Origin of the sequence: Mycobacterium sp. E1715, from assembly GCF_001667625.1 — a bacterium.
Taxonomy (GTDB): Bacteria; Actinomycetota; Actinomycetes; order Mycobacteriales; family Mycobacteriaceae; genus Mycobacterium.
The window spans coordinates 1-26,785 of record NZ_LZJJ01000449.1 but is presented as its reverse complement, the minus strand read 5'-3'; the positions used below and the strand labels follow the sequence as shown (position 1 = coordinate 26,785).

General features: G+C 62.1%; 20 protein-coding genes. 7 read left to right on the top strand and 13 right to left on the bottom strand.

The annotated features are described in order from the left end of the window. From A9X03_RS22330 to A9X03_RS22300, 7 genes are all read right to left on the bottom strand, one after another. A partial coding sequence (locus tag A9X03_RS22330) for a glycosyltransferase (RefSeq protein WP_197696125.1) occupies window positions 1-507 on the bottom strand: 507 nt, incomplete at its 3' end. A gap of 141 nt (window positions 508-648) precedes the next feature. Then, window positions 649-1,482: a TylF/MycF/NovP-related O-methyltransferase gene (locus A9X03_RS22325; RefSeq protein WP_068263015.1), complete on the bottom strand. Its 834-nt coding sequence runs from the start codon at window positions 1,480-1,482 to the stop codon at window positions 649-651. A 215-nt stretch (window positions 1,483-1,697) separates the two neighbouring features. After that, window positions 1,698-2,816, bottom strand: a complete 1,119-nt coding sequence (locus A9X03_RS22320) for an NAD(P)-dependent oxidoreductase (RefSeq protein ID WP_068263011.1) — start codon at window positions 2,814-2,816, stop codon at window positions 1,698-1,700. Between the two features lie 153 nt (window positions 2,817-2,969). Beyond that, a complete protein-coding gene (locus tag A9X03_RS22315) occupies window positions 2,970-4,172 on the bottom strand; it encodes a class I SAM-dependent methyltransferase (protein ID WP_197504976.1) in 1,203 nt (400 codons plus the stop codon). A gap of 473 nt (window positions 4,173-4,645) precedes the next feature. After that, window positions 4,646-5,929, bottom strand: coding sequence for a glycosyltransferase (locus A9X03_RS22310; RefSeq protein WP_067753947.1), 1,284 nt, complete (start codon window positions 5,927-5,929; stop codon window positions 4,646-4,648). A 231-nt stretch (window positions 5,930-6,160) separates the two neighbouring features. Further along, on the bottom strand, window positions 6,161-7,171 hold the full coding sequence (locus A9X03_RS22305) for a methyltransferase type 11 (protein WP_231972821.1): 1,011 nt from the start codon (window positions 7,169-7,171) through the stop codon (window positions 6,161-6,163). A gap of 167 nt (window positions 7,172-7,338) precedes the next feature. Continuing rightward, window positions 7,339-8,655: a UDP-glucose/GDP-mannose dehydrogenase family protein gene (locus A9X03_RS22300; RefSeq protein WP_067754109.1), complete on the bottom strand. Its 1,317-nt coding sequence runs from the start codon at window positions 8,653-8,655 to the stop codon at window positions 7,339-7,341. Between the two features lie 265 nt (window positions 8,656-8,920). On the opposite strand from A9X03_RS22300, the gene A9X03_RS28750 reads away from it, so the two are divergent. The 5 genes from A9X03_RS28750 to A9X03_RS22280 all read left to right on the top strand — a co-directional run bounded on the left by A9X03_RS28750 (window position 8,921) and on the right by A9X03_RS22280 (window position 13,939). Continuing rightward, entirely contained in the window at window positions 8,921-9,784 is an 864-nt protein-coding gene (locus A9X03_RS28750; protein ID WP_082969741.1) for a glycosyltransferase family 2 protein, read from the top strand. A 315-nt stretch (window positions 9,785-10,099) separates the two neighbouring features. Further along, window positions 10,100-11,122 carry a GDP-mannose 4,6-dehydratase gene (gmd, locus tag A9X03_RS22295; protein WP_067753944.1) on the top strand — a complete coding sequence of 341 codons (1,023 nt, stop codon included), beginning with the start codon at window positions 10,100-10,102 and terminating at the stop codon, window positions 11,120-11,122. Window positions 11,123-11,129: 7 nt separating this feature from the next. Further along, the gene (locus A9X03_RS22290) at window positions 11,130-12,092 is read left to right on the top strand and encodes a GDP-L-fucose synthase (RefSeq protein ID WP_067753941.1); all 963 of its coding nucleotides are present in this window, start codon (window positions 11,130-11,132) and stop codon (window positions 12,090-12,092) included. Between the two features lie 190 nt (window positions 12,093-12,282). Then, complete coding sequence (locus A9X03_RS22285; protein ID WP_067753938.1) at window positions 12,283-13,005, top strand: FkbM family methyltransferase; 723 nt, start codon at window positions 12,283-12,285, stop codon at window positions 13,003-13,005. A 121-nt stretch (window positions 13,006-13,126) separates the two neighbouring features. Continuing rightward, complete coding sequence (locus tag A9X03_RS22280; RefSeq protein WP_067754106.1) at window positions 13,127-13,939, top strand: glycosyltransferase family 2 protein; 813 nt, start codon at window positions 13,127-13,129, stop codon at window positions 13,937-13,939. A gap of 278 nt (window positions 13,940-14,217) precedes the next feature. Here the strand turns inward: A9X03_RS22280 and A9X03_RS22275 are convergent, their stop codons facing one another. From A9X03_RS22275 to A9X03_RS22250, 6 genes are all read right to left on the bottom strand, one after another. Then, window positions 14,218-15,009: an ABC transporter permease gene (locus A9X03_RS22275; protein WP_082969740.1), complete on the bottom strand. Its 792-nt coding sequence runs from the start codon at window positions 15,007-15,009 to the stop codon at window positions 14,218-14,220. Continuing rightward, complete coding sequence (locus tag A9X03_RS22270; protein WP_067753935.1) at window positions 15,006-15,749, bottom strand: ABC transporter permease; 744 nt, start codon at window positions 15,747-15,749, stop codon at window positions 15,006-15,008. The genes A9X03_RS22275 and A9X03_RS22270 overlap by 4 nt, the downstream gene beginning before the upstream one ends. Further along, entirely contained in the window at window positions 15,746-16,693 is a 948-nt protein-coding gene (locus tag A9X03_RS22265) for a daunorubicin/doxorubicin resistance ABC transporter ATP-binding protein DrrA (RefSeq protein ID WP_067753932.1), read from the bottom strand. Before A9X03_RS22265 ends, A9X03_RS22270 begins: the two co-directional genes overlap by 4 nt. A gap of 128 nt (window positions 16,694-16,821) precedes the next feature. Next, window positions 16,822-19,734 carry an RND family transporter gene (locus A9X03_RS22260; protein WP_067753929.1) on the bottom strand — a complete coding sequence of 971 codons (2,913 nt, stop codon included), beginning with the start codon at window positions 19,732-19,734 and terminating at the stop codon, window positions 16,822-16,824. Between the two features lie 38 nt (window positions 19,735-19,772). Continuing rightward, window positions 19,773-22,664 carry an RND family transporter gene (locus A9X03_RS22255; RefSeq protein WP_067753926.1) on the bottom strand — a complete coding sequence of 964 codons (2,892 nt, stop codon included), beginning with the start codon at window positions 22,662-22,664 and terminating at the stop codon, window positions 19,773-19,775. Beyond that, on the bottom strand, window positions 22,661-23,092 hold the full coding sequence (locus A9X03_RS22250) for an MmpS family protein (protein WP_082974556.1): 432 nt from the start codon (window positions 23,090-23,092) through the stop codon (window positions 22,661-22,663). Before A9X03_RS22250 ends, A9X03_RS22255 begins: the two co-directional genes overlap by 4 nt. Window positions 23,093-24,046: 954 nt before the next feature. Between A9X03_RS22250 and A9X03_RS22245 the strand changes: the two genes are divergently transcribed. Beyond that, on the top strand, window positions 24,047-24,277 hold the full coding sequence (locus A9X03_RS22245) for an MbtH family protein (RefSeq protein ID WP_067753920.1): 231 nt from the start codon (window positions 24,047-24,049) through the stop codon (window positions 24,275-24,277). A 40-nt stretch (window positions 24,278-24,317) separates the two neighbouring features. Further along, on the top strand, window positions 24,318-26,785 hold a 2,468-nt coding region (locus A9X03_RS22240; protein ID WP_156746635.1), incomplete at its 3' end, for an amino acid adenylation domain-containing protein.

Genomic DNA, 26,785 nt, shown 5'->3' with positions numbered 1-26,785 from the left:
GCGCCAACCGAACCAGTCGAATGCGGTCATCGACGCGCGCGCCAGCGGAGCGGGCAGCGGAACGAGCTGGCCGTTGGCTCGCACTGGAACGTGGTGCAACGTGGCCAACGGAACGTTCAAGTACTCCGCGACGTTGACGACGGCCTCCTGATAACTCTGGCCCGTGAGCAGCAGGTCTGCCCCGTCGGCCAGCGATGTCAGCGTCGTGCTCATCTGGGTCCAGCACTGGTCGCTGAGGTCCCACATCTCGCGCCACAGCTCCCTCATCTCCCGAAGCTTCCAGAAGCCTCCGAAGAAAGACGTCCAGAAGTTGCGGTACACGTCGAGCCAGGTCTGCGTGTTCAGGCCGAAGGCGGCCGTGGGGAGGCCCGCCGCCTCGGTGAAGCCCACCAGATCGGGCGGGACCGCCATGTGCACCTCGTGCCCCCGCCGCATCAATTCACGGCCGACGACGAGGGACGGCTCGATATCGCCTCTCGTCCCATAACTTGCCAGCACAAACTTCATCTAAGGTTCTAGCCTTCGAGTCGGGAGTAATGGCGTGGGGATCGAGTGAGAGGAACTCGCGCCGAAGTCACATCTACCGCGGAATACCGGCGCCGATGATAGCCAAGGCGCCGCCTGTCAGAGACGTCGTGCGGGCCGTCACTACTTTCGCCACAGGACTCCGCATTGGTCGATCGTGACGATCTCCGCGGATATGTTGTGCTTGGCGCGGTAGTCGGCGACGGCCTTGCGGCATCCCTCGAGATTGTAGTCGTCGATGATGCAGAAGCCCCCCGGTGACAATTTCGGGTACAGCCCGTCGAGCGCTTGGATTGTCGACTCGTACAGATCGCCGTCGAGCCTCAACACCGCGATCTGGTCAATCGGGGCGTTGTGCAGCGTGTCCTTGAACCAGCCCGGAAGGAAGCGGACTTGGTCGTCCAGCAGCCCGTAGCGCTCGAAGTTCGCTTTGACCTCGTCTTGCGAGACCGCCAGGACTGGCGCAGCGTGGTGCAAACCCAGCGTAAACCGGGGCAGCTTGTCCTCTTTGTAGTTCACGGTGTCCGGGGGTGGGACGCCCTCGAAAGAATCGGCCAGCCACACGTTCCGGGTCTTGTCGCCGTACGCGGCCAGGACCGCGCGCATCAAGATGGAGGCCCCGCCGCGCCAGACGCCGCATTCGACCAGATCACCCGGAATGTCTTCGTTAAGCACCGTCTCGACGCAGTGCTGCAGACTTGTGAGCCGCTGCATTCCGATCATCGTTTCCGCGTCGGCCGGCCAGTCCATGCCGAAGTCGCGTGCGTGCTTGTCGAACGGACGTTTGCGGACCAGCATCAAGTTGCGGTTCTTGAGAAAGGGAAGCCACGTCAACCACCCGACGCTGGCGCGCATTTGCAGCGGCCACCCCACGGGCACGAGCTGGTCCATGCCGTACCTGGTCAGATCGCGTCGGATCTGGTCCAGATAAAGAGATCGGACGTCGCTTTCGGTCACGGTCAAAACCGTCCCCCTGTGTCTCGGATGCCAGTACTGCCGGTGGTGAGCCTAGACGCCCAATCGACGCCTCATTGCGCGTTTGGATTTTTCTAGAACCAGGTTGCCAGGGCAAGATTATCCACGTTCTCGGGCCGGTGCTGATACCGAGGCAGACTGCACGCACTGGTGGCAGCCTGCGTCGCGTACCGGGTTGCTCGCGGTGGCAGCCGCTGTTACTGGCGGCCGGCGCGTTCCGACGGACGACCGGATGCGCCCGCGAGATTGCTTTGCGCGGGAGGCATATCGCTCTGCTCGTCAATCCATTGCAGTAGCGCATGGAGGCCCTCGTCGAGCGCCCACGTGGGTTGCCAGTTGAGGTCCTTCTTTGCCGGCTCGATATCGCAGCTGGCGGCGCGGATGTCACCGTCACGAAATTTCGGTACGACGACCGGTTCCGGCGCGCCGAAAACGGCGGCGATCTTCTGGGCAAGTTCGTGAATGCTGGTCGCGACGCCTGACCCGACGTCGAGGCATCGTGACCCGTCGGCCGGTTGCTGTACCGCCCCGAACACCGCATCGATGACGTCGTCGATGTAGACGAGATCGCGGAGGATCCGCCCATCCTCGTAGACCTCGGAGGGCTGCTGTTGGCGCGACAGACGGGCGAAGAATGGGACCACTCCGGTGTACGGATTGGTAAGCGACTGACCGGGCCCGTAGGCGTTCTGCAGCCGCAGCACACTGAGGTTGGTGTCGTGCGCGGCCGTCCACGCGGCCAGCAAGTGTTCCTGGGCAAGCTTCGTCGCGCCGTAGACGTTGGTGGGGCGGGGCTCCGTGCGCCCCGCGCGGCTGGGAAGGGGCACGGCGCTTTCGCCGTTGGGCCCTACCGGATCCCAGTTACCCGCGGCCAGCTGCGCGTGGCTGCGGGGTCCCGGATAGAACACGTGTGTTCCAGCGCGCCAAGCGCCCTCGCCGTAGACGGCCCTCGACGATGCCACCACAAGCTGCTCCGGAACGATGCCCGCGCGCGTCAGGGCGTCAAGAAGCTGGGTGGTGCCCACCACGTTCACGGCGCCATGCCGCGTCGCCTCCGACAGTGACTGCGCTGTTCCGGTCTCGGCGGCCAGATGGACGACCTGGGTAGGGCGGAACAGCCGAAGCACGGCATCCCAGTCGGGGGCGTGGGTGACGTCACCGGTGAAGAATCGTACCGACGGCGGCAGGTCGACCACTGGACGCTGACCATGGACCTGCGGCAGCAGCACATCCATGACGGCGACGTCGTGCCCTGCTTCGATGAGTCGGCGTGACAGCCTGGACCCGATGAATCCTGCTCCACCAGTGATGAGCACGGATGTTGACAAGAGCCGATCCCTCCCGTTCGAGCGCAGAAAAATTAACTGAGACGCCTTTGCGGGTGCGGCCCGCGGCTGATCATATCGGTGAACGATCCACCGTCAGCCGAGTTGAAGGAGATAGCTCCTAAACCCTGACGGCGGGATGCGTCAGACCAGGTGAACGTCCGGCGCGTAGAGAATCCAGCGTCCACCGTGCTCCTGGAAGGCACGTTCTTTAGCCATGATCTCGTCGGCGTGGTTCCATGCAAACAGCAGTGCGTAGTCGGGATAGGGGTGGGAGAAGACCTCCGGCGGGCACACCGGAATCTGGGAGCCGGGCGTGAGACGCCCCTGCTTCTCGGGGGTCGAATCACACACCATCGGAAGAAGATCCGGGCCGATGTGGCAGTAGTTCATCACCGTCGCGCTCCGTGAAGTGGCCCCGTATCCGACGACACGTCGGCCGTCGGAACGCAAGTCGCGCAGCAGTTTGACGAGGTCCGCGCGGATGCGATCGATGTTGGCGGCGAACCGAACGAAGGTCTCTTCCTCGGCAATCCCCTCGGCTTTTTCCCGCGCCAGGAACTCGGCGACGGTCGCGGTCGGCTCCGAAGTACCCGGCCGAGCCACCGTGTAACGGATCGAACCACCGTGCAGCGGGAGGTGTTCGACGTCGACGAGTTCGAAGCCGAACCGGGCGGCGGTCGCCTGCACCGAGCGGACCGAGAACAGATAAATGTGCTCGTCGTAGATCTGGTCGAAGTAGACCTGCTTGAGGATGTCGCCCAGATACCGATCCTCGAAGACGAACAGGCCGTCGGGGGACAGGAGGGTGTCGGCACCCTGGAAGATCGAGTCCAGGTAGGAGATGTGGCTGATCGTGTTCGCCGAATAGATCAGGTGGGCGGGTCCGTGCTCTTCGCGTATTTCTCCGGCCGTTGGGGCGTTGAAGAAATCGGTGCGCACGTTGATGCCCTGAGCCCGAGCCACCTCACCCGCCCCGGCTGCCGGATCCACACCCAAGTGCCGTATTCCGGCTTCGCTCAGGGTTTTCAGCATCACCCCGTCATTGCTGCCGATCTCAACGACAAACCTGTCCCCACCACCGGGACAGGCTCGCATGATGTGCCGCGCCACTTCCTCGCCGTGTCTCCGGATGAGCGCGGATCCGGACGCGCGATACGGATAGTCGGCGCGATACATTTCGTTCGGTGGCACCTCGTCGAGCTGTTGCACCATTGTGCAAGACGTGCAGAGTCCGACCGCCAGTTGGAAAAACGGCACTTTGGCGCTCTCTTCGGCCTTGACGAAGGCATTTGAGACAGGCTGACGTCCGAGGTCAAGGACCTGCCGAAGATCACCGCCGCACACCCGGCAACTGCGCTCGGACAATACTGCCCCCTATCTCACATCTATCTCACATCGCGACCACCGTGTGATGAGCATAGACCGGAACGGACGCCGTCAATAGGCTCCTGAGTTTCTCGAACATTAATTCGGCGGAGTGGTGTAGGCGGCTTCCAGCGGCTGGCCAGCAGGTCCGATGCGTCTGCGCAGGTCCGGCTCCGCCCGAATGGTCATTGCGGGCTGCCGCAGCTCGGCGAAGCCACGGTGAGCGGCTACCTGCATCGTCGGCCATCCCTGCAAGAAATGAGCCTGCCGAAAAGGCGCCGGCGGTCACATTTATTGGAACTGTCTGATGGCTCGCGTAATGGATGCAAATTGCGGTTAGCCGACCGAATGCGCAATCAGCTGAGGTCGCAAATGAATACATCAGAAGTCAAGGGGTTGGCGGAGGCTGACGGCAACCCTGACGAAAAGTGCCCGCGCCACACCCGGCGTATTTAGACGCCGGATCTCTTGACCTCCCGGCGAGCGGCACCTTCCAGGAGGTCGGCGGCTTTGGCGATACTGAGGGCGGGTGCGGTCATCCGGGCGGCAAGCTCGCGGGCCCGGATCGCGTAATCCGGGGCAAGGATCTGGCGTAAGTCTGCAACCAGCGACTCCTGGGTGGTCAGTGAAAATTGGCGGGCAGTACCCACTTTGAGTTGTTTCACCTGGTTTCCCCAGTACGGCTGGTCGGCCGAGCTCCACAAGATCAACGTCGGGACGCCGGCGCGCATGCTTGCCGCCGTGGTTCCCGAGCCGCCGTGGTGGACGACGGCGCGACAGGCGGGGAAGACCGACGCGTAGTTGACCACCCCCACCACCTTGACGTGGTCGAACTGAGGGGCATCGCTGAAATCGGTTCCGCCGAAACAGATTAAAGCCCGTTCGCCGAGCTGTGCGCACGCCTTCGCGATCATTTCGACCGTCTCGGTCGCAGACTCGACCGCTATGCTGCCCGATCCGAAGCAGATTGGCGGCGGACCCGCGGCGATCCACGAGGCCACATCCTCATCGGCATCGGTCGTCAGCTCCAGCGTCAATGCACCGACAAAGGGCCGTCTATCACCCCATTTCGCCCACTCGGCCGCCAGACCGGGAAAGCAGACCTCGTCGTAAGCCTGGATCTCCAGGGAACCGCGTTGGCTGATCCGGCGGGACGAGCGACGCCTGGCTTTTGGCAGCTCCAGTTCGCTGCGCTGTGCGTTCTCCGTCTTCTTCGTCGAGCGCCAGAACAACCATTCGACCGCCGTCATCGTCGAGCGAACCACCGGCGCGGGGACGCTCGGAACGAGCTCGCCGTTGGCTCGCATCGGAAAATGATGCAGCGTGGCCAGCGGAATGTCGTAATGCTCCGCGACGTTGGCGGCGGCTTGCTCAAAGTTCAGGCCAGTGGTCAGCAGGTCCGCTCCATCGGCTACCGAGGTGAGCGTCCTGCTCACGTCGCTCCAGTAGCGGATGATCGGCTCCCACACCCTGCGAACTACCCTGACCGGGCCGCGGATTGTCCAGGCGCTGCGAAAAAAGTCCCTCCACATGTTGCGAAGAAACTCCTCGTTCAGAAAGTCCTGCACCTGCGGCCCATACGGCGCCGCCGCTAGGCCGGCCGACTCGGCGAAGCTTACGAGCTCGGGTGGCACGGCCATCTGAATCTCATGGCCCCTGCGCAACAGTTCCCGCCCGACAGCGACGGAAGGCTCGACGTCGCCGCGAGTTCCATAACTGGCCAGGGCAAATCTCATCGCGAATCCTCGCCGTGTTGCAGTGCATCAGCGACTTGCGGGGTGTCGGTCATTGTCCCTGGCGTGTCCGTTGTCGATGGGCGTTTCGCTGAAGGTGCTGGCCTTTCGTCGTGTCGGCCGACCGGGTTCGTAAGAACGCCCGCTAGCCGCAGAGACGGTGCAGGCACTGGGGTCAAGCTTTCTACCGGCCGCCGATAGCACTTCGTCAAGGCTCAAGCGAGATGCGCGAGTTCACTGAACCGGCAAATCCACTAGGTGTGGGGAATCGCTGCCGCTATGACGAGCTGCCAAGCGGCTCTTGGTATACCGAATCGTCCGCCGAACCAACGTCTTGAAGAGCTGGAATTGATTCCAGACGTACAGGAGGCCCGTCGAATGGTAAGCAACCCTGAGTCTTGCCTCCAGCTGATCTTTGTCAGAGCTGGCCAAGACGGTCACCGGGTGGGTAAGTGGCAGGCTCATTTCCTCGGCGACCAGCAATGAGTAGACCTGATCCCACTTCGTGTGCGTGTGTGTGGCATCGGCCTGAAACCCGATGTTGTGGACCAGGTTGCGTGCCGGAGTAGCACAAAGGCCCGAGTTCGCCCAGATGCTGTAGACCCAGCGCCAGGCCCAGGTGTCGACTTTACCGCCGTAAACGAGATGGAAGATGGCTTCCCAATAGTAACGTTCGCTCCTCTTCGCGAAGTATTGGTCGAAGAGCTTGCGATCCCTGATCTCGGGCCATTGGGTCATGTTGAGGTCGTACTTCTCCCATGCGCGTCTCCACGTGGCCCATCCCCAGTAGTGCGGATATCGCGAGAAGTAATAGCTCTCTTTGGTCTCGGCATGGCCAAATAGGTGGTTGTTCCCCGAGATCATCATGACCCGGTCATCGTCCTCATAGCGGTTGAGGAGTTCGGCGCAATAGGGAAAAAAGGACGGGTCTGGAATGCAGTCGTCCTCGAGGATTATCGCCCTGTCGACGAATTCGAAGGCCCAGGTTATGCCCGAGGAGATGCGATGGCAGATGCCCATATTGTTGTCCGCGAAGTTCCTGTGAACCTCGCAGTCCCAATCGACTTCGTCGATGATCGCGCGCGTTGCCGCGCACTTCTCCGCCTCCCCAGGCTTATTCGGGCGGGCGCCGTCCGCGATCACCAGGAGCTTCTCTGGCTTCGCGGCCCGGATGGCCTCGAAGGCCTGTCGGGCGGTATCCGGGCGGTTGAAGACGAGGAAGATGATCGGTGGCGTTGTCGTCACGGGCCCAATCTTACGGCCTCGGGAGGCGGAATCTCGATAATCCGATCTCGGCGGGTGTTGTGGCTGAAATATGTGCTGACGCTGCGAAACTGGTTTAGCAACCATCGAGGCGAATCGTCGTCAGTGGGGTTCGACTCGCCGGGTGAGCTACGGTCGGCGTCGTCTGCCTAGTTCCGGCCCATGCCGTAGTACTCGAACCCCTCCGCTTTTAGGTAATCAGGGTCATAGACGTTGCGGCCGTCGAAAACGACGTTGCCGCGCATCGCCGATTTCACACGCTGCCACGACGGTCGCTGGAACTGCTTCCACTCCGTGATGAGCAGCAGCGCATCCGCGCCTTCGACGGCCTCGTACATATTTCCGGCATATTCGATCGAATCGCCGAGCACTTTTTTCGCCTGCTCGGTTGCTTCAGGATCGAAGGCCCGCACCGTTGCGCCAGACTCGACCAGCTTCTTCGCGATGACCAGCGAGGGGGCGGCGCGAACGTCGTCAGTTTGGGGCTTGAAGCTCAATCCCCAGAGCCCAATGCGCAGCCCCTGTAGGCCCTTCTCGGGAGACTCGCCACGGAATCGGCTGATGATCTTGGACACGAGAGTCGCCTTTTGCTCGTTGTTGACATGTTCGACCGCGTGCAGGAGGTGCATGGGCGAACCGAAGCGATCGGCCGTATGCAGCAGGGCCCGAACATCTTTCGGTAGGCAGGAGCCGCCATAGCCGATCCCAGGAAATAGGAATTCGTAGCCAATCCGGCTATCGGCACCGATCGCCTCGCGCACCGCCGAGATATCCGCGCCGGCCTTCTCGCACAAGTTTGACATCTCGTTGATGAAGGAGATCTTGGCGGCTAGAAAGCAGTTAGCTGCGTACTTCGCCATCTCGGCACTCCTGATGTCGGTGGCGATCAGCGGATGGAAGGTGCGCAGGAATGGCTCGTATAGCTCTTCCATGATCTTGAGGGCGCGTTTCGAATCGCTTCCGATGACGACGCGGTCGGGCTGCATGAAGTCCGTGATCGCCTTGCCTTGCTTCAGGAATTCGGGATTGGAGACGACATCGAAGTCGTGCCTGGTCTTCTCTTCGATAATCGCTCGAACTTCCTCGGCGGTGCCAATCGGCACGGTGGACTTGTCGACGATGACCTTGTAGCGGTCCATATACGTCCCGATATCGTCGGCTACCGCATAGACATGGGTGAGGTCGGCCGCGCCGTTTTCACCCATCGGCGTCGGAACGGCGATGAATATGACGTCGGCATGTTCGATCCCGCGCCGGCGGTCGCTGGTGAAGTCGATGAGGCCGTTCTCCCGGGCCCGAGCGATCAGTTCCGCCAGTCCAGGTTCGAAGATCGGAATCCCGCCTGCGAGCAGTAGGTCTATCTTGGCCTGGTCGATATCGACGCAGACGACGTCGTTGCCGCTGTCCGCAAGGCAGGCGCCCGTGACGAGGCCGACGTAGCCCGATCCGATCACCGAAATCTTCAAGATCATCCCCTCGTGTCCCGACCGGTCGCCGCCTATATTGCCGGAAGCGCGCGCGTCGCACGCGCGATTCCCATGGAGTCGTTCGCGGCCGCTAGCAAAACACCTATGTAGGCTGATGGGCGCGTACCGCGTCCCCAGCCGCGATACATTTGCGGAACTCGCCAGGAGTGACAGTGGGCCGTCGTAGCTTTGGTTGACTGCAGGTTCCGTGCGACGATGACCCGACATCAACGCGAGCGATCAATCAAGCGGAAGGGAGATATCCGTGACATCGGCTCCGACCGTTTCGGTGATAACTATTACATTCAACGATCTCGACGGGCTAAAGCGCACGGTCGAGAGCGTGCGCGCCCAGCGTTATCAGGGAAAAATCGAGCACATCATCATCGATGGCGGATCGGGAGAGGCCGTCGTGGCCTACCTGTCCGGATGTCAGCCTGGCTTCGCATACTGGCAGTCCCAGCCTGACAGTGGACGATACGACGCGATGAATCAGGGGATTGCTCACGCATCCGGTGATTTGTTGTGGTTCATGCATTCCACGGATTGTTTTTCCGATCAAGATGCGGTGGCAGCTGTCGTCGAGGCGATCTCCGACCACGGAGCAGTTCGCGACGTCTGGGGCTATGGGAAGAACAACCTGGTAGGTCCTGATGGCGAGGTCCTTTTCCCTCGCCCGTACGGTTACATGCCATTTGACACGCGAAAATTTCTCCTTGGCGCGACGGTTGCGCATCAAGCAACTTTTTTTGGAGCATCGCTCGTAGAGAAATTGGGCGGTTACGACCTGGAATTTGGCCTCGAGGCTGACCAATTGTTTATTTATCGAGCCGCGATGCTGCAACCTCCAATTACGATTGACCGCGTGGTGTGTAATTTTGACGTCACAGGACCCGGTTCCACACAGCCTATTCGTGAGCATCACAAAAATATTCGCCGGCTGTGGGACATGTATGGCTACTACCCCATGGGGGGTCGCCGGGGATCTTGGGCTTACCTATGCGTGAAGGAATATTTGGTTAGAGCAGATCTTGCCGCTTTCAACGCACTGAAATTCGCGAAAGCGAAGCTGGCCAAGGGGAAGTCAACACGCGACGCCGCGCCGCAGAGCGAGACGAACGTCGCATAGGACGAGGGCATGCCTGCGTTCGGGCGCGTCATTGTCCGGTAGCAGCTCGACGTCAGGTAGCGGGGGTCGGCGGCCGCAGTCGCGGTTTGAGCAGTCGTAAGCGGCCTCCGCGAGATCGCTTCGCACGGCGAGCAGGTGATGTACTTTGATACCCGGCGGACACGCGGTCTTGGCGGCCGCCAAGTGCATGCCACATGAGTCCGCAGCCAACCCATCCTTTGCAGCCTTACGAGCACTACTAGGAGTGAGAACGGCCGCGATAAGTGGGAGCAGGACACGCGGTGACGAGCAGGCATTGACGGGAACGGAAAGTGAATGAAGCGAGCAGTCATAACAGGAATCACTGGACAGGACGGCTCGTATCTGACCGAACTCCTCCTGAGTAAAGGGTACGAGGTTCATGGGCTCATCCGTCGAGCGTCGACGTTCAACACTTCGCGGATCGATCACCTCTACGTGGATCCACACCAACCGGACGCACGGCTGTTCCTGCACTACGGCGACCTGACCGACGGCACCCGCCTGGTCACCCTGCTCAGCACCATTGACCCCGATGAGGTGTATAACCTTGCGGCGCAGTCACATGTGCGCGTCAGCTTTGACGAGCCGGTACACACCGGCGACACCACCGGTATGGGCTCGATCCGACTGCTTGAAGCCGTCCGCCTTTCGCGCGTGAATTGCCGGTTTTACCAAGCGTCTTCGTCGGAGATGTTTGGCGCATCGCCACCACCGCAGAACGAGCAGACGCCATTCTATCCGCGGTCTCCGTATGGGGCGGCGAAGGTTTACTCCTATTGGGCGACGCGGAACTATCGAGAGGCGTACGGCTTATTCGCGGTGAACGGCATCCTGTTCAATCACGAATCGCCAAGGCGTGGTGAGACTTTCGTGACTCGAAAGATCACAAGGGCTGTTGCGCGTATCAAGGCCGGAGTCCAGTCGGACCTCTACCTCGGCAATCTCGACGCGGTGCGCGACTGGGGATACGCGCCAGAATACGTCGAAGGGATGTGGCGGATGCTGCAGGCACCCGAGCCCGAAGACTTCGTCCTTGCGACGGGGCGCGGCTACACCGTGCGCGAGTTCGCGCAGACCGCATTCGATCATGTCGGACTCGACTGGCAGAAGTATGTGAAGTTCGACGACCGCTACCTACGGCCCACTGAAGTGGATTCGCTGATAGGCGACGCGACCAAGGCCGCTCAGTCACTCGGGTGGAAGGCCTCGGTGCACACCGGCGAACTGGCGCGGATCATGGTCGACGCGGACATGGCCGCGTTGGAGTGCGACGGCAGGCCGTGGATCGACAAGCCAACCCTGCCCGGCTGGAGCTGATGGGGCGATGAACACAACGATCGGGATGCTTGACCGCGCAGCGCCGGTATATATCGCGGGTCACCGCGGACTGGTCGGGTCTGCCTTGGTGCGAAGGTTTCAAGCCGAGGGATTCACGAACCTCCTCACGCGGTCACACTCCGAACTTGACCTCAAGGATCGCTCCGCAACCTTCGATTTCGTTCTGGAGTCGAGGCCGCAGGTCATTGTCGATGCCGCGGCCCGGGTGGGCGGCATCATGGCCAATAACAGCTATCCGGCCGATTTTCTATCCGAAAACCTGCAGATTCAGGTCAATATGCTCGACGCCGCCGTCGCCGCACGGGTGCCGCGGCTGCTATTTCTCGGGTCCTCTTGCATCTATCCGAAGTACGCTCCGCAACCTATTCCCGAAAATGCGTTGTTGACCGGCCCTCTGGAGCCCACAAATGACGCGTACGCAATTGCGAAGATAGCCGGCATTCTCCAGGTCCAGGCGGTCAGGCGCCAATACGGCCTGGCATGGATTTCGGCGATGCCAACAAACCTTTATGGGCCGGGTGACAACTTCTCTCCCTCGGGCTCCCACCTGCTCCCGGCGCTCATTCGCAGGTATGAAGAGGCCAAAGCCAGTGGCACGCCCGAGGTGACCAACTGGGGGACAGGTACACCGCGGCGTGAGCTCCTGCATGTCGACGATCTGGCAAGCGCGTGTCTCTACCTCTTGGAACACTTTGATGGTCCCAGCCACGTCAACGTGGGTACCGGCATCGACCATTCCATCAATGAGATAGCCGAGATGGTCGCCGCGGCGGTGGGGTATACGGGCGAAACTCGCTGGGACGCAACGAAACCGGATGGGACGCCGCGCAAGCTGCTCGACGTCTCATTGTTGCAGGATTTGGGGTGGCTGCCCAGCATTACGCTGCAGAGCGGTATTGAAGCAACTGTGTCCTGGTACCGAGCGAACGCGGATGCGGTGAGGCAGTGAACGGGCGGCATCCCGCGCCTTAAACGAATCGGTCCGCGTGGATGAGGCCGGCACATCCCGGCGCCGACGTGCGTTGACCGTTGCCATGGTGGTGGCCCGTCCGGCCGGTGGGTCGAACGGCCGGGCAGCCGGGCAGATTCAGCATCGCCAAGGTTCTCCTCCGCGCATATTCGCGTGCTAATGTGGCGCGGTGGAATTCTTTCGCAATGTTCGCTTGATCGCTCGCAACGTCAGTATGGAGACGCTGCGTCACTTCGATCGCAAACGCCTGCTAATCAATCAACTCGAAGCCTTGAAGGTAAATGTCGTTATTGACGTCGGGGCGAACTCGGGGCAATTCGGCGCGTCGTTGCGGCGTGCGGGATACAAGGGCCGCATTGTCTCGTTCGAACCTCTGTCTGAAGCGTTTTCTCAGTTGCAACGCAAAGCTGCCAGCGATCCATTGTGGGATTGCCGGCAATGCGCGTTGGGTGACGCCGAACAGACAATAACGATCAACGTCGCAGGGAACGCCGGCGCAAGCAGTTCCGTCTTGCCGATGCTGAAGAGTCATCAGGATGCCTTCCCGCCTGCGAATTATGTCGGCACAGAAGAAGTGCCCATACATAGGCTGGACTCCCTGGCCCCTGAATTTCTGAAACCCGACGACGTGATGTTTCTCAAGATCGATGTCCAGGGATTCGAGAAAGAGGTGCTCGCGGGCGCAAAAGAAACGGTGAACGACCGCTGCGTCGGCATGCAGCTCGAACTGTCCTTCCTGCCGTTGTACCAGGGCGACATGCTCATTCATGAATCGCTCGAACGTGTGTATTCGATGGGTTTCGTACTCACGGGCCTGCTGCCGGGATTCACCGATCCGCGCAATGGGCGGATGCTCCAGGCCGACGGCATTTTCTTCCGCGGCGACGATTGACTGCGCGTGCGGCCGTCACCCCGTGACGAAACGGCAGGCGTGACCCAGCGAGCAACCCCTGGACGGAGATCGTTCGAAGAAGACGAACACCGGGCGGTCCGCTGCTAACGTGACAGGGGCCATGACCGCGCCACTGTTTTCGATCATCGTGCCCACCTTCAATGCAGCGGCGACAATCCGAGCCTGCCTGGAAAGTATCGTCCACCAGACCTACGACGAATTCGAAGTGGTTATCGTCGACGGCGGGTCGACGGACGAAACCCTCGAGATCGCGCGGGGCTTCGGTACCACGCTCGGCGCCCGCCTAGTCGTTCACAGTGGCCCCGACGAAGGCCCCTACGATGCCATGAACCGCGGCGTCGAGATCGCGACGGGAGCGTGGCTACTGTTCCTGGGGGCCGACGACACTCTTTACGAATCGGACACCTTGGCCCGCGTGGCAACCTTCATTCGCGACCATGAAACCAGTGACCTCGTGTATGGCGACGTCATCATGCGCTCAACCGAGACTCGCCACGCCGGCGCCTTCGACCTCGACCGCCTGCTGTTCGAAACGAACCTTTGCCACCAATCGATCTTTTACCGCCGCAAGCTCTTCGCCGGGATCGGCCCGTACAACCTGCGCTACCCGGTGTGGGCCGACTGGGACTTCAACATCCGGTGCTTCTCCAATCCAGCCCTAGTAACCCAGTACATGGATATCGTCGTCGCGCGCTACAACGATATGACCGGCCTCAGCATGCGGGAGGGGGTCGACAGGGAGTTCAGGAAACGGCTCCCCATGTACTTCTGGGTGGCGGCATGGGAGACCTGCAGCAGAATGCTGGCTTTCTTGAAAGACAAGGAAAACCGCAAATTGGCGGTCCGCTCGCGCCTGATCAGGTACCGGGCGGCATCCAACGCACGGCAAGCATCTGGAGTCACGGGTGAGTGAATCAGGACAGCCCTTGCTCATCGTGAGGGGGAGATGGGGCATGCCGTTCGCGCCTTTCGTCCAGATTCTCGGCCTCGGATGTGTCGACGGTTTATCCACGATCTCTTGGTTATCTCATCGTCCCCCGGCGAGTCTGGAACCAGCCGTGTAGTTGTGCTGGCACCTTTAGGCCTTCGTCTCACCCTGAAGTTTGATCGATACCTCCCGCTAGAGGACGAGGTGGGACGTCCGCGATATCGCACTGCCCATGATCTCGGATGCCCAAGGGGCGCAACGTCTTACGCGTTGGATTCCGCAGCGATCCGGTACCCGCGGACCGCTAAAGGAAAGAAGGCGGCAAGGAACGCGACCGCCCACATCAGCGTCATAGCAACGGGCCACAGGATGGGGCCGCCGTGGGCGAGTGATCGCATCGCCTCGATGGGCGGGGAAATCGGCTGCACATGGACGAATGTTTGAAGCCAACTCGGGTATTGCCCGACCGGAGTGGTGCCAGGATTGAGAAAGGCGATCGCGACGGTGCCGCCCGCCAACCAGGTGGTCATGGCGCGGCCGTTGGTGCGGATAACGAGGGCCATTGCCAGCGTTGCGAACTCGACAACCACGACCGACGGAATCAGTACGTACAACAAGGCCGAGACCCAGCCGTGTGAGAAGCGCAGCCCCATGGTGACTCCGAGGGCGGTGATGAGGATCGTGCCGATGAGTACGCGCGTGGCCTCCGCCGTGAGCCGCCCGGTCAGCGCGCTGGCGCGGTGTACAGGCAACATCCACATTCTGCTGATCAGCCCCGACTGGCGGTCATCCGTAATTCCAACGGAGTTGGCTAAGCCGCCGAACAGCGCGGACAGCACCGCGCACGTCGGGACCAGCCCGTAGATGCTTTCGACGCCGGTAATCCGACGCACCTGGTCGCCCAAGACCGCTTGATAGAGCAGCAGAAGGCCGATGGGCAGGAGCAGCGACCCCATCAACACGGCTCGGTCACGCCGCCATTTAGTCAGAAGCCGAGCAGCCTGCACCCAGCTCTGGGCCAGAAGCGAGCCCTGCACTCGTGTTCCCGATGTCATCCTGCTCGCCGTTGCATTCGTAGCGTGATGCCCCCAAAGATCACGACCATCCCGACACACCAGGCCAGGCTCGCCGCCAAATTGCTGGTCGATAGGTGCCCGGCGCCCAGTCCGCGCAGCGTCTCGGCGACCTGTGACACCGGTTGGTTGCGCACGTAAGGGCGCAAATAGCCGGGAAACGCCTTTTCGGGGGCGATTCCGGTGGACAACATGAACAACAGCAGCTGGGGAACGAACAGCAGATAGCTCGCGCCCTGCAGGCTCTTCGACCGCGAACCCAGTGCGTCGGCGCCCAGCGCGACGGCTAAGCACAGCAGCAAGGCGATGAGCATGAAGGCTGCCGCGGAGCTGATTCCGCCGGTCATCCGGAATCCGAACGCGTAGCCGGCTGCCATCGACACGGAGAGGGCGAGGATGCCACGCATCATGGTGGCGGTTACACGGGCGCTTACAGGCGTCGCCGCGGCGATCGGCAGCGTTCGTAACCGCTCGCCGAACGCTGACAAGTGGTCACGGGCGGCGCGGTCAGCCGTCATCAGCGCGACGAAGATCATCGACTGGACGACCACCGCGGGCAGCAAGTACTGCGCGTAGCTCACGTGGCCGGTGTCGACGAGGCCGTGCAGCGCCACGGTGAAGCCGGCCAAATACACGACCGGTGACACCAGCTCGAAGATCAGGCCCCCGTCGCGTGCTGAGGACATCAGCGAACGTTCGGTGAGGGCAGCGAGGCCGCTCATGGCCGAGCCACGGTCCGTTCGGTGAGATGCAGGAAAGCCTCATCCAATGAGGGCTTGCGCAAGGAGATGTCGGCGAGTTCGATGCCCAGCGCATCGACCCTGCGAAACACCTCGGCCAGTGTCGCCACCCCGTCGGGGGCGAACACCGATACCGAATTGGTGTCGCTGTCGACGTCCAACCCTTCGAACCCGGCCAGCGCCGTCGCGATCCGCGGCAGGTCGGCGGGATCAGCGGGGCTCACCTGGCAATAGCTGGCACCTACTCGGCGCTTGAGGTCCTCGGCGGTGCCGCTCGCGATCACCTGCCCGTGGTCGATCACGACGATCGAGTCGCTCAGCTGGTCCGCTTCTTCTAGGTACTGCGTCGTCAGTAGTACGGTCACTCCTTGCCCGGCCAACGAGCTCACGAGTGACCACACGTCGCGGCGGCTGCGGGGGTCGAGCCCGGTGGTCGGCTCGTCGAGAAAAAGCACCTTCGGCCGTACCATCAGGGCGCACGCGACGTCCGTGCGCCGCCACATGCCTCCTGAATAGGTGGAGATCAGACGATCGGCGACCGCGCCCAGGTCGAACTGCTCGATCAGCTCTTCGGCGCGAGCCTTTGCCTGTCGGCGATGCAGGCCTCGCAGCCTGCCGAACAGGATCAGATTCTCCCTGCCGGTGAGCAACGTATCCATCGCGCTCTTCTGCCCGGTCGTCGAGATGCTTGCCCGCACCTGCGCCGGCTGGCGGACAATGTCGAATCCGGCGACGGTGCCACGCCCAGCGGTCGGACGAATCAGGGTCGACAGGATGTTGATGGTGGTAGTCTTGCCGGCACCGTTATGGCCGAGCAGCCCGCAGACCGTTCCGACCGGAACGGAGAAGTTCACGCCACGGAGGGCATGTGTGTCGCGGCCGAAAGTCTTTGCTAGGTCGACAACCTCGATTGCCAGTTGGCTCACGTTAGGAAGTATTTCATGGTGCTGACATCACGTCGGCCAGATTGGTCGTACATGCTCCTCCGTGAAATCTTCGGCCGACAGCAAATAACGCGTGGCCGCCGCAGCGGCATGGGTGAATGAATTGACATCTAAACGGTAGTCCTTGGCAATTCCGCCGTCGGTGCATCCTCGCCGAACTCCCGGTGCAGGAGGAGAGAACGCACCAGCGGACGGGGCCCCTCGGAGCGAAGCATCAGGCTGGCCGGCCGGGGCCGAACCACCTGCGGCCACCAGAACCACCGTCCGAGGATCGTGGCAATTGTAGGTGTCATGAAGGAACGTACGATCAAGGTGTCGAACAAGAGACCGAGGCCGATCGTGGTACCGACCTGGCCGATGATCCGCAGGTCACTGGCCACCATCGAGGCCATCGTGAACGCGAACACCAGACCGGCGTTGGTCACGACTTTGCCGGTACCGCCCATGGCGCGGATGATGCCCGTCTTTATCCCGCCGGCCAGTTCCTCTTTCATCCGGGACACCAGCAACAGGTTGTAGTCGGAGCCGACCGCCAAGAGGACGATCACCGACATCGGCAGCACCATCCAGTGCAATTTGATCCCGAAGATGTACTGCCAGATCAGTACCGAAAGCCCGAACGAGGCGCCCAAGGAAAGAGCGACGGTGCCCACGATCACCAGTGCCGCCACGAAGCTTCGCGTCAAGATGAGCATGATGATGAAAATCAGGCAGAGCGCACCGACGCCGGCGATGAAGAGGTCGTAGGTGGACCCGTCGCGGAAGTCCTTGTACGTCGACGCCGTGCCGGCGATTAAGATTTTGGAATTCTCCAGCGGCGTGTTCTTGAGCGCCTCTTCCGCGGCCGTCCGGATCTTGTCGATACGCGCCACCCCCTCGGGCGTGGCAGGGTCGCCAAGGTGGGAAATGATGAACCGAGCCGCTTTTCCGTCCGGAGACAAAAATTGGCTCATCGCCTTCTTGAAGTCCGCATTTTCGAAAATATCCTGGGGCAGATAAAACGAGTCGTCATTCTTGGAAGCGTCGAACGCCTCGCCCATGGCGACGGTGTCCTTGTCGTTGCTGTCCATCTGGCCGATGATTCCGGACATGGTGCTGTGATTCGTCAGCATCATCTGCCGCATGTCCTCGGACATCGCGATCATCGGCGGAAACTGCTCGAGCAGCTGCGGCAAGATCAAGTCCATGTGATCGAGATGGACGAGGAGCTCTTTCATCTTGTCGCTCAGCGTGTCGACACCGTCAAGCGTTTCGAAAATGTTGCGCAATGACCAGCAGATGGGAATGTCGTAGCAATGGCGTTCCCAGTAGAAATAGCTTCTTATCGGTCGGAAGAAATCCTCGAAATTCGATAGGTCGTCCCGAAGGTCACTAACTACCTCGAACATCTCGTGCGTCTTGGCGATCGAGTCATGAGTCAGGGCGGTAATCTGCTTTTGCAGCTCGTACATGCGCTTCATGTGCTTGATCTGCTCGGCCAACATGTCGGCCTGGACTACGAGGTCGTCCATCCGGGCCTGCATGTATTTGATGTCTTGGTGGATGATCGCCTGCTGCATGCTGAGCAGGAAGGGGATCGAGGTGTGCTGAATCGGCGTGCCCTCGGGCCGAGTGATGCCCTGCACGCGCGAGATTCCGTGAACCTGGAAGATTCCCTTGGCCAGGCGGTGCAACACGAGGAAATCCGCGGGGTTGCGCATGTCGTGATCGGCCTCGATCATCACGATTTCCGGCATCATTCGTGCTTGCGAGAAATGGCGATCGGCCGCGGCGTAACCGACATTCGCCGGGATGTCCTTGGGGATGTATGCCCGGTCGTTGTAGCTCGTCTTATAGCCGGGCAGGGTCACCAGGCCGACCAGCGCGACCGCGATCGTTGCGACCAGGATCGGCACCGGCCAGCGGACGATCGCGGTCCCGACCCGGCGCCATCGGCCGAAGCCGATGTAGTGCTTGGGGTCGAAGAGCCCGAATCCGCTGCCGACGGTGATGACCGCAGGAACCAGGCTCAGCGCGATCAGGACCGAAACGAGCATGCCCACGGCGCACGGCACACCGATGGTCTGGAAGATGGGCATCCGGGTGAAGCTCAGGCACAGCATCGCTCCGGAGATCGTCAGACCGGAACCCAGGACGACGGGCGCCACACCGCGGTACGTAGTGTAGAAAGCCGTCTCCCGGTCCTCGCCCGCCTGGCGCGCCTCCTGGTACCTTCCGAAGAAGAAGATGCCGTAGTCGGTGCCGGCCGCCATGGCGAGGGCCACCAGCAGGTTGATGGCGAACGTGGAGAGCGCGACGACGCCGTTGTCGCCGAGGAACGCGATAACCCCCCGTGCCGCAAACACTTCGATCCCGACCGTGATCAGCAGCAAAATCACGGTGAAGACCGACCGGTAGACGAACATCAACACCGTAAAGATGATCACCGCGCCGATCAGGGTCATCTTCAGGATGGAACTGTCACCGGCGTGCTGCATATCCGAAACGAGCGCCGCCGGCCCGGTGACATAGGCGTGCAAGCCCGGGGGCGGAGGTGTCCGCGCGATGATATGGCGGACGGATGCAATCGAGTCCTGGCCCAGCGTGGTGCCCTGGTTACCGGCGAGATTCATCTGGACGTACACGGCTTTACCGTCCGGGCTTTGCGCGCCCGCCGCGGTGAGCCGATCGCCCCAGAGGTCCTGCACGTGCTCGACGTGTTTGGTGTCCGCCCTTAATTCGCGGACCAGCCGGTCGTAGTACGCGTGCGCATCGTCGCCGAGCGGCTGCTGGCCCTCCAGGACAAGCATCGCGAAGCTGTCCGAGTCGGACTCCTTGAAGTCCTTGCCCATCCGCTGCATCGCCTGCACCGCCGGAGCGTCCTGCGGGGCCATCGGGACTGAATGCTCCCGCCCGACCGTTTCGAGCCACGGAACACAGAACGAAACCAGCAGCGTGAACGCCACCCAGCCCAGAATGATGAGCAGCGCGAGCCTGCGGATCGTCCGTGATGCAGAGAAGGCACCCGGGCGCGGGTTACTCATGCCGTCCCCGCCCCCGACCAGACGTGAAAGCCCGCCACTTATCGCGAATCTTTCAGCAGCAAGGAGCGCACCAACGGGCGCGGTCCGGTGGGCCTGAGCAGGGCGCTCGCCGGCCGGGGCCGTACGCGCTGCGGCCACCAGAACCAGCGCCCCAGCAGCGCGGCAACCGACGGGGTCATGAACGCGCGGACGACCAACGTGTCGAACAGCAGGCCCATGCCGATGGTCGTGCCCACTTGGCCGATGCTGCGCAGGTCGCTGACCACCATCGACCCCATGGTGAAGGCGAACACCAAACCCGCGTTCGTGACCACCTTCCCGGTTCCGCCCATTGCACGGATGATGCCGGTGTTGATGCCGGCGCCCAGCTCCTCTTTCATGCGGGACACCAACAACAGGTTGTAATCAGACCCCACCGCTAGGAGGACGATCACCGAGGTGGACAGCACGGTCCAGTGCAGCGGTTCGTGGAGCAGGTTCTGCCAGACGAGGATGGACAGGCCGAATGACGCCCCCAACGAGAGCAAGACCGTTCCCACGATCACCATGGCCGCAATGAAACTGCGCGTCATGATCAGCATGATGATGAAAATGAGGCAGAGCGCGGACACGCCGGCAATTAACAGGTCGAACTTGGAGCCGTCTACCAAGTCTTTGGTGATCGCCGCGGTGCCGGTGAGATAGATTTTGGCGTTTTCCAGGGGCGTGCCCTTCAGCGACTCCTCGGCCGCCGTCTTGATGGCCTCGACCCGCGAAAGACCCTCGGGCGTCGCCGGGTCCCCGCGCTGCGAAATCAGCAGCCGGAAGTCCTTGCCGTCGGGCGACATGAACACCTTCTCCACCCGCTTGAAGGCATCCGAGCCGTCGATGATTCCCGGCGGTAAATAGAAGGAGTCGTCGTTTCGGGACGCGTCGAAAGCCTGCCCCATGGCGCTCGGATCCTTGACGCTCGAATCCATCTGACCCATGACGCCGGACATGGTGCTGTGCATCGTCAGCATCATGCTGCGCATGCCCTTCATGATCTCGATCATCGGAGGGATCTCCATGACCATCTGCGGCAGGATGACATCCAGCTGATCGAGGTTCTCGACCAGGGCTTTCAACTTGTCGTTGATCTCGTCGACGCCGTCAAGCGCGTCGAAGATAGATCTGAGCGAGAAGCAGACCGGAATGTCGTAGCAGTGTCGTTCCCAATAGAAGTAGCTGCGAAGCGGCCGAAAGAAATCCTCGAAATCGGAAATGCGATCGCGCAACTCCGACGTGATGTCTTGCATTTCGTGCGTTGTGCGGACCATCTGATGGGTGGTGGTCACCAACTCACGCATCAGGCTCACCATGTGCTCCATGATGGCGATCATTTTGCCCATCTCTTCGGCCTGCTTGAGCATGTCATCCATCCGGTCTTTCTGGAATGCCATGTTCTGCAGTTGGCTCGCCTGGGACATGCTCATGATCCACGGAATGGTCGTGTGCTGGAGCGGGACCCCTTCGGGCCGGGTGACCGTCTGCACCGTCGAAATTCCCGGAACGGCGAGGACGCCCTTGGCCAGCTTGTTGATCACCAACATGTCCGTTGGATTTCGCAAATCATGATCGGTCTCGACCAGGAGAATTTCCGGCATCATCATTCGCGAGCCAGGGAAGTGCCGTTCTGCGGCCGCATACCCGACGTTGGCCGGAATGTTCTGCGGTATGAATTTCTGATCGTCGTAGCTGGGTTTGTAATTCGGCAGGGTCAACAACCCGATGAGCGCGATCGCCAACGATGCGATCAGGATCGGCGCCGGCCACCGAACAATCGCGGTGCCGAACCGTCGCCATCGGTGCGTCGAGATGGGCCGCTTCGCTTCGAACAGACCGAAACGGCCGCCGGCGGCAAGCAACGCCGGCCCCAGTGTCAGCGCGACGAGCACCGCTATCGCGATGCCGACGGCGCAGGGGATGCCCAGTGGCTGGAAATACGGGAGCCGGGTGAAGCTGAGGCACAGCACCGCCCCGGCAATGGTCAGACCCGACGCCAACACCACCTTGGCGACGCTGCCGAAGGTCGTATAGAAAGCCATCTCGCGGCTTTCGCCCACCGACCGGGCTTCTTGATACCGGCCGACGAAAAATATCCCGTAGTCGGTTCCCGTCGCGATTACCGCTGCTACCAATAGGTTGACGGCGAAAGTGGTGAGGCCAACAATCCCCAAATGGCCGAGCAATGCGACCATTCCCCGGGCGATCTGCAATTCGAGTCCGACGATCAGTAGCAACAGAATTACGGTGACGACCGACCGATAGACGAGGAGCAGTGTAATAAAGATGACCGCCAGGCTCGCAACGGTGACCAACATGACCGTTTTCTGGCCGGCGATGTTCATATCCGCGACGATCGGCGCAGGGCCCGTGACATAAACCTTTAGGCCCTGCGGAGGGTCCGCACGCTGCACGATCTTGCGGACCGCCGCGACGGATTCGTCACCCTGACTGCCACCCTGGGTGCCATTCAGATTGACCTGCACGTAGGCGGCCTTGCCGTCTTGGCTTTGCGCCGCCCCCCGGGTGATCGGGTCGCCCCAGAAGTTTTGGACGTGCTGCACATGCTTGTGGTCGTCTTCGAGAAGGCGAACCAAACGGTCGTAGTAGTGGTGCGCATCGTCGCCGAGTGGCTGCTGGCTTTCCAGCAGGATCATTGCCAACGCGCCGGAGTTGGTTTCCTTGAAGTCCTGACCGAGGCGCTCCATCGCTTTGAATGAGGGCGCGCCGATCGGGCTCAGCGATACCGCGTGCTCCGCCTCAACCTGTTCCAGCGACGGAACGCCGATGCTGATGAGCACCGCGATACCCAACCAACCCAAGATGATCGGCACGGAGAATCGGTGGATCATCCGCGCGAAGAATGGCCGCGAGGCCCGTTCCGTATCCAATTCTTGATTGCTCATGTCGCTGTCAACACGCAGTAGGTGAACGCGTTCAACTCGTGTGAGATCCTCTCGGCTTTGACCACACCATCCACCACGATGCGGCACCCCAAGGTGTCGCTATCGCCCTGTGCGACAACGTTTCCCACGATCGAAGGGAGGGTGGTCGCGATGTCGAACGTCCAAGGAAGATGGATGCCGTTGATGTGATTCGGCTCGCCGTTCGCGTCGAAGTAGCTGATGTCGGCCATCGCGCCAGGAGGTCCGAAAACCTCGTATTTAACGTGCTTGGGGTTGAAGGGTTTGGTGTCCTGCTGCCGGGTGTCCGCGTAAGAAGGACGCTTTTCGGATCCGAATATCCCGTGCAAGCGGGAAACGGTCAGACCGCCGGCGGCGACAACGGCAACGATGACCATTGGAATCCATAAGTGCTTGAGAGCTCTGAACAATCCCGCTCGCCGAGTCCGCCGGTTTTCCCGAGGCGCGCGAACCGCGCCGACCTCATCGGAAGATCGACGAGCAAAGGGCGAAAAACGGCGTCGGCGGTCAGACTGTTGACTGATGTCGCGGCCTTTCGTGATGGCGATATCGGGCCGGGCCCGCACGTCGGGATCGACCACCGCACCCCCTTCTACCCGTTTCTGACGTCTCTTGCCATATCCGCCGGCCCGAACAAACTGTTACATGCGGATCGCGAGACCAGACTGCGGTACATCGATCGCGGTGTACGTCGCAGACTAGTCGTGCTCCGGCACCTCTTACGAGCCCCGCCCCCCGGGGAGCGCGACCAGGTCTTGATGAGTAAACCACGCCAGCGGTCTCCGTATCAGCCCTTCGTTCAGGAGATACGGGATCGTAATGCATACCGCGTGCTTAACGGCTGTTTCTAGATCGCCCGTCCCGGATGGTCCGCTCGGATATTTCCCCCCGCCGAGGGCCGCCGACTGGCCGGCGGCCCTAGCCAGCTAACGGCGCTCGGCGCCCATAGTCAATGGGTTCCGCGGCGTTGCTTCGGCCGCGGGCCGCCAGGCATCGGCCTGGGCCTCTTCTGGGTGGTCGTCGGGTCCGTTCTCGTGGCGCCTCGGGCCACCGGAACGGGCGCGCCTCGTCGTGATTTTCCCGGGGGCTCGAGCGCCGGTATCCTCGTCAACGACAAGCACCCAAAATTCCATCGTCCTTGAAGGCCGACCTTGCCCAATCGCGAGCCGCATCGGTGAGCCATTACTGCAGGTCACAGCAGCCAACGACGGCCGCTGCGCAGCCCTGTACCAGCCCAATCTTTAGGGCGCGTTAAGAGCCTGACGGGTCACCCCGGGAACTTTGTCCAAACCACGGACGCGCGCTAGTGGCTCCCGTATGGTTTGGAACCGTTCCACTCATGTCAACTAGCAGCTTGGAGAACTGTGAGCATCAATCCGTTCGACGACGACAACGGCAGTTTTTTCGTCTTGGTGAACGACGAGGAGCAACACAGCCTCTGGCCGGCCTTCGCCGACGTTCCAGCCGGCTGGAAAGTGGTCTACGGCGAGGCCGATCGCGCTGCATGTTTGGAGTACATCGAACAGAACTGGCCCGACATTCGGCCAAAGAGCCTGCGAGACAAGCTCGCAACGGGCCGGGGTTTTGACCAGTAACGAGTCGGGGTATGGGGCGGATGGAGCTTTGGGGGAGTCGATGGGAGTTGGTGATCACACACTTCCGCTGACGCGCGGACAGCTCGACATCTGGCTTTCGCAGGAAACGGGCTTCGTCGGCACGGAGTGGCAGCTCGGGCTTTTGATCAGGATCGACGGTCCGGTCGACCGCGATGCCCTCGGGCGCGCCCTCACCCAGACCGTCGCGGAGGCCGAGGCCGGCCGCGTCTCGTTCTTCGAGGTCGACGGCCACGTGGTCCAGAAGCCGATCGACTACCCGGACGTCGAGCTCGCCTTCCACGACCTGACTTCCCTGCCCGACCCCGTGCAGGAAGCCCGCGCGATGGCGTCGTCGATCCAGCGGACGCCCATGGACTTGAACGGGCAGCTGTTCCAATTCGTGCTATTCCAAACCGGGGTTGACGAGTTTTATTTGTTCGGTTGCTGCCACCACATAGCAATCGACGGATTGGGTATGGCGCTGGTGGCCCGTCGCGTTGCCACAATTTATTCGGCCATGATGGCCGGAAAGCCCATTCCCGATGCGTATTTCGGCTCGGCGCAGGATTTGGTCGACCTGGAGTCGGGATACGAGGCTTCCTCCGACTACCAGGAAGACCAAGCGTACTGGAGCAACAACCTCCCACCGGAGACCGCGTGGGTCGATCGCCCGGCCGAGGCCACCAGCGGCAAAGACCACTATTCGCCGTCCGCGTCCGTCCAGCTGGACCCGTCCGTCACCACCCGGATCAAGGAGCTGTCCAAGAAGCTGGGCATCCGTCGGTTTTCGGTCACCACCGCGGCGTGCGCGCTCCTGGTGCGGGCCTGGTCGGGGAGCGGCTCGCAGGTCGCGCTCGACTTTCCCGTGAGCCGCCGGGTGAGCCAAGAGTCGAAAACGCTTCCCGGCATGTTCGCCGGGGTGGTGCCGCTGGTGCTGGACACGTCGCCCACCGCCACCGTCGCCGACTTCTGCAACCACGTCGACACCCGAATCCGGGAGCTGCTGCACCACCAGCGGTTCCCGGTGCACACCCTCGAGAGCGACGGCCTGCGGCAGGCGGCGAACCGGGTCGGCATCAACTTCCTTCCGATGCGGCTGACGCTGGACCTCGCCGGTTCGCCGGCGACGGCGAGTTACACCAACCATGGGCCCGTCGGGCACTTCAGCCTGTTCTTCCTCGGCGCCGGCGACCAACTCTTCCTCAGCACCGCGGGACCGGGCCAACCGTTCGCGGACTTCGGCGTGGCCGATCTGGCGGCGCGCATGCAGCAGGTGCTGGAGGAGATGACCGCCGACCCGGAGCGGTGGCTGTCCTCGGTCGACCTTCTCGCCGCCGACGAGCCGGCCCGGCTCGACGAGTGGAGCAATCGGGCGGCCCTGACCCAGCCGGTGCCCGGGCCCGTCTCCATCCCGGTCGCGTTCGCCGAACACGTGCAGCGATCGCCAGAGGCGCTGGCGGTGACCTGCGCGGCCAAGTCGTTGACGTACGCCGAACTCGACGAGGCTTCCAACCGCTTGGCGCATCTGCTGGCCGGCCACGGGGCGGGCCCGGGCGACTGCGTGGCGGTGATGTTCCCGCGCTGCGCCGACGCGATCGTGGCCATGCTCGCCGTGCTCAAGACGGGTGCGGCCTACGTGCCGATCGACCCGGCGCACTCGGCCGCGCGCATGGAGTTCGTGCTTTCCGACGCGACGCCCTGCGCGGTGATCACCACGGCGGACCTGCGGTCGCGGCTGGACGGGCACGACCTGCTGGTCGTCGACGTCCACGACCCGGCCGTCGAAGCGCAGCCCAGCACGGCGCTGCCCGCGCCGGCGCCGCAGAACGTCGCCTACATCATCTACACCTCCGGGACCACCGGAACCCCCAAAGGCGTTGCCATTCCTCATCTCAACGTCACGTGGCTGATCGAGTCGCTCGACGAGGGCCTGCCCAAGGGGCAGGTGTGGACGCAATGCCATTCCGCGGCCTTCGACTTCTCCGTGTGGGAGATCTTCGGCGCGCTGCTGCGCGGGCGCCGATTGCTGGTGGTGCCCGAGTCCGTGGCGAGCTCCCCGGACGAGCTTCACGACCTGCTGGCCGCCGAAAAGGTCAGCGTGCTGACGCAAACCCCGTCCTCGGTGGCGATGTTGCCGGCGGAGGGCCTCGAGTCCACCGCCTTGGTGGTGGCCGGCGAGGCCTGCCCGGCCGACGTGGTGGAGCGGTGGGCGGCGCCAGGGCGGGTCATGCTCGACGCCTACGGCCCCACCGAAACCACGGTGTGCGCCTCGATCAGCAAGCCGCTGACCCCCGGAACCGGCGTCGTGCCGATCGGTTCACCGATTTCCGGCGCGGCGATGTTCGTCCTCGACAAGTGGTTGCAGCCGGTGCCTGCCGGTGTGGTCGGTGAGCTGTACCTGGCGGGCCGCGGCGTCGGGATCGGATACGTGCGCCGCGCCGGGTTGACGGCTTCCCGGTTCGTGGCCAACCCCTTCGGCGGTCCCGGAGCGCGTATGTACCGCACCGG

What these genes read in the sequence shown, in the direction of transcription:
- A9X03_RS22310 (WP_067753947.1), bottom strand. Translation starts at nt 5,929, where the DNA reads ATGAGATTTGCCCTGGCCAGTTATGGAACTCGCGGCGACGTCGAGCCT.
- gmd (WP_067753944.1), top strand. Translation starts at nt 10,100, where the DNA reads ATGAAGCGAGCAGTCATAACAGGAATCACTGGACAGGACGGCTCGTAT.
- A9X03_RS22290 (WP_067753941.1), top strand. Translation starts at nt 11,130, where the DNA reads ATGAACACAACGATCGGGATGCTTGACCGCGCAGCGCCGGTATATATC.
- A9X03_RS22280 (WP_067754106.1), top strand. Translation starts at nt 13,127, where the DNA reads ATGACCGCGCCACTGTTTTCGATCATCGTGCCCACCTTCAATGCAGCG.
- A9X03_RS22275 (WP_082969740.1), bottom strand. Translation starts at nt 15,009, where the DNA reads ATGACATCGGGAACACGAGTGCAGGGCTCGCTTCTGGCCCAGAGCTGG.
- A9X03_RS22270 (WP_067753935.1), bottom strand. Translation starts at nt 15,749, where the DNA reads ATGAGCGGCCTCGCTGCCCTCACCGAACGTTCGCTGATGTCCTCAGCA.
- A9X03_RS22260 (WP_067753929.1), bottom strand. Translation starts at nt 19,734, where the DNA reads ATGAGTAACCCGCGCCCGGGTGCCTTCTCTGCATCACGGACGATCCGC.
- A9X03_RS22255 (WP_067753926.1), bottom strand. Translation starts at nt 22,664, where the DNA reads ATGAGCAATCAAGAATTGGATACGGAACGGGCCTCGCGGCCATTCTTC.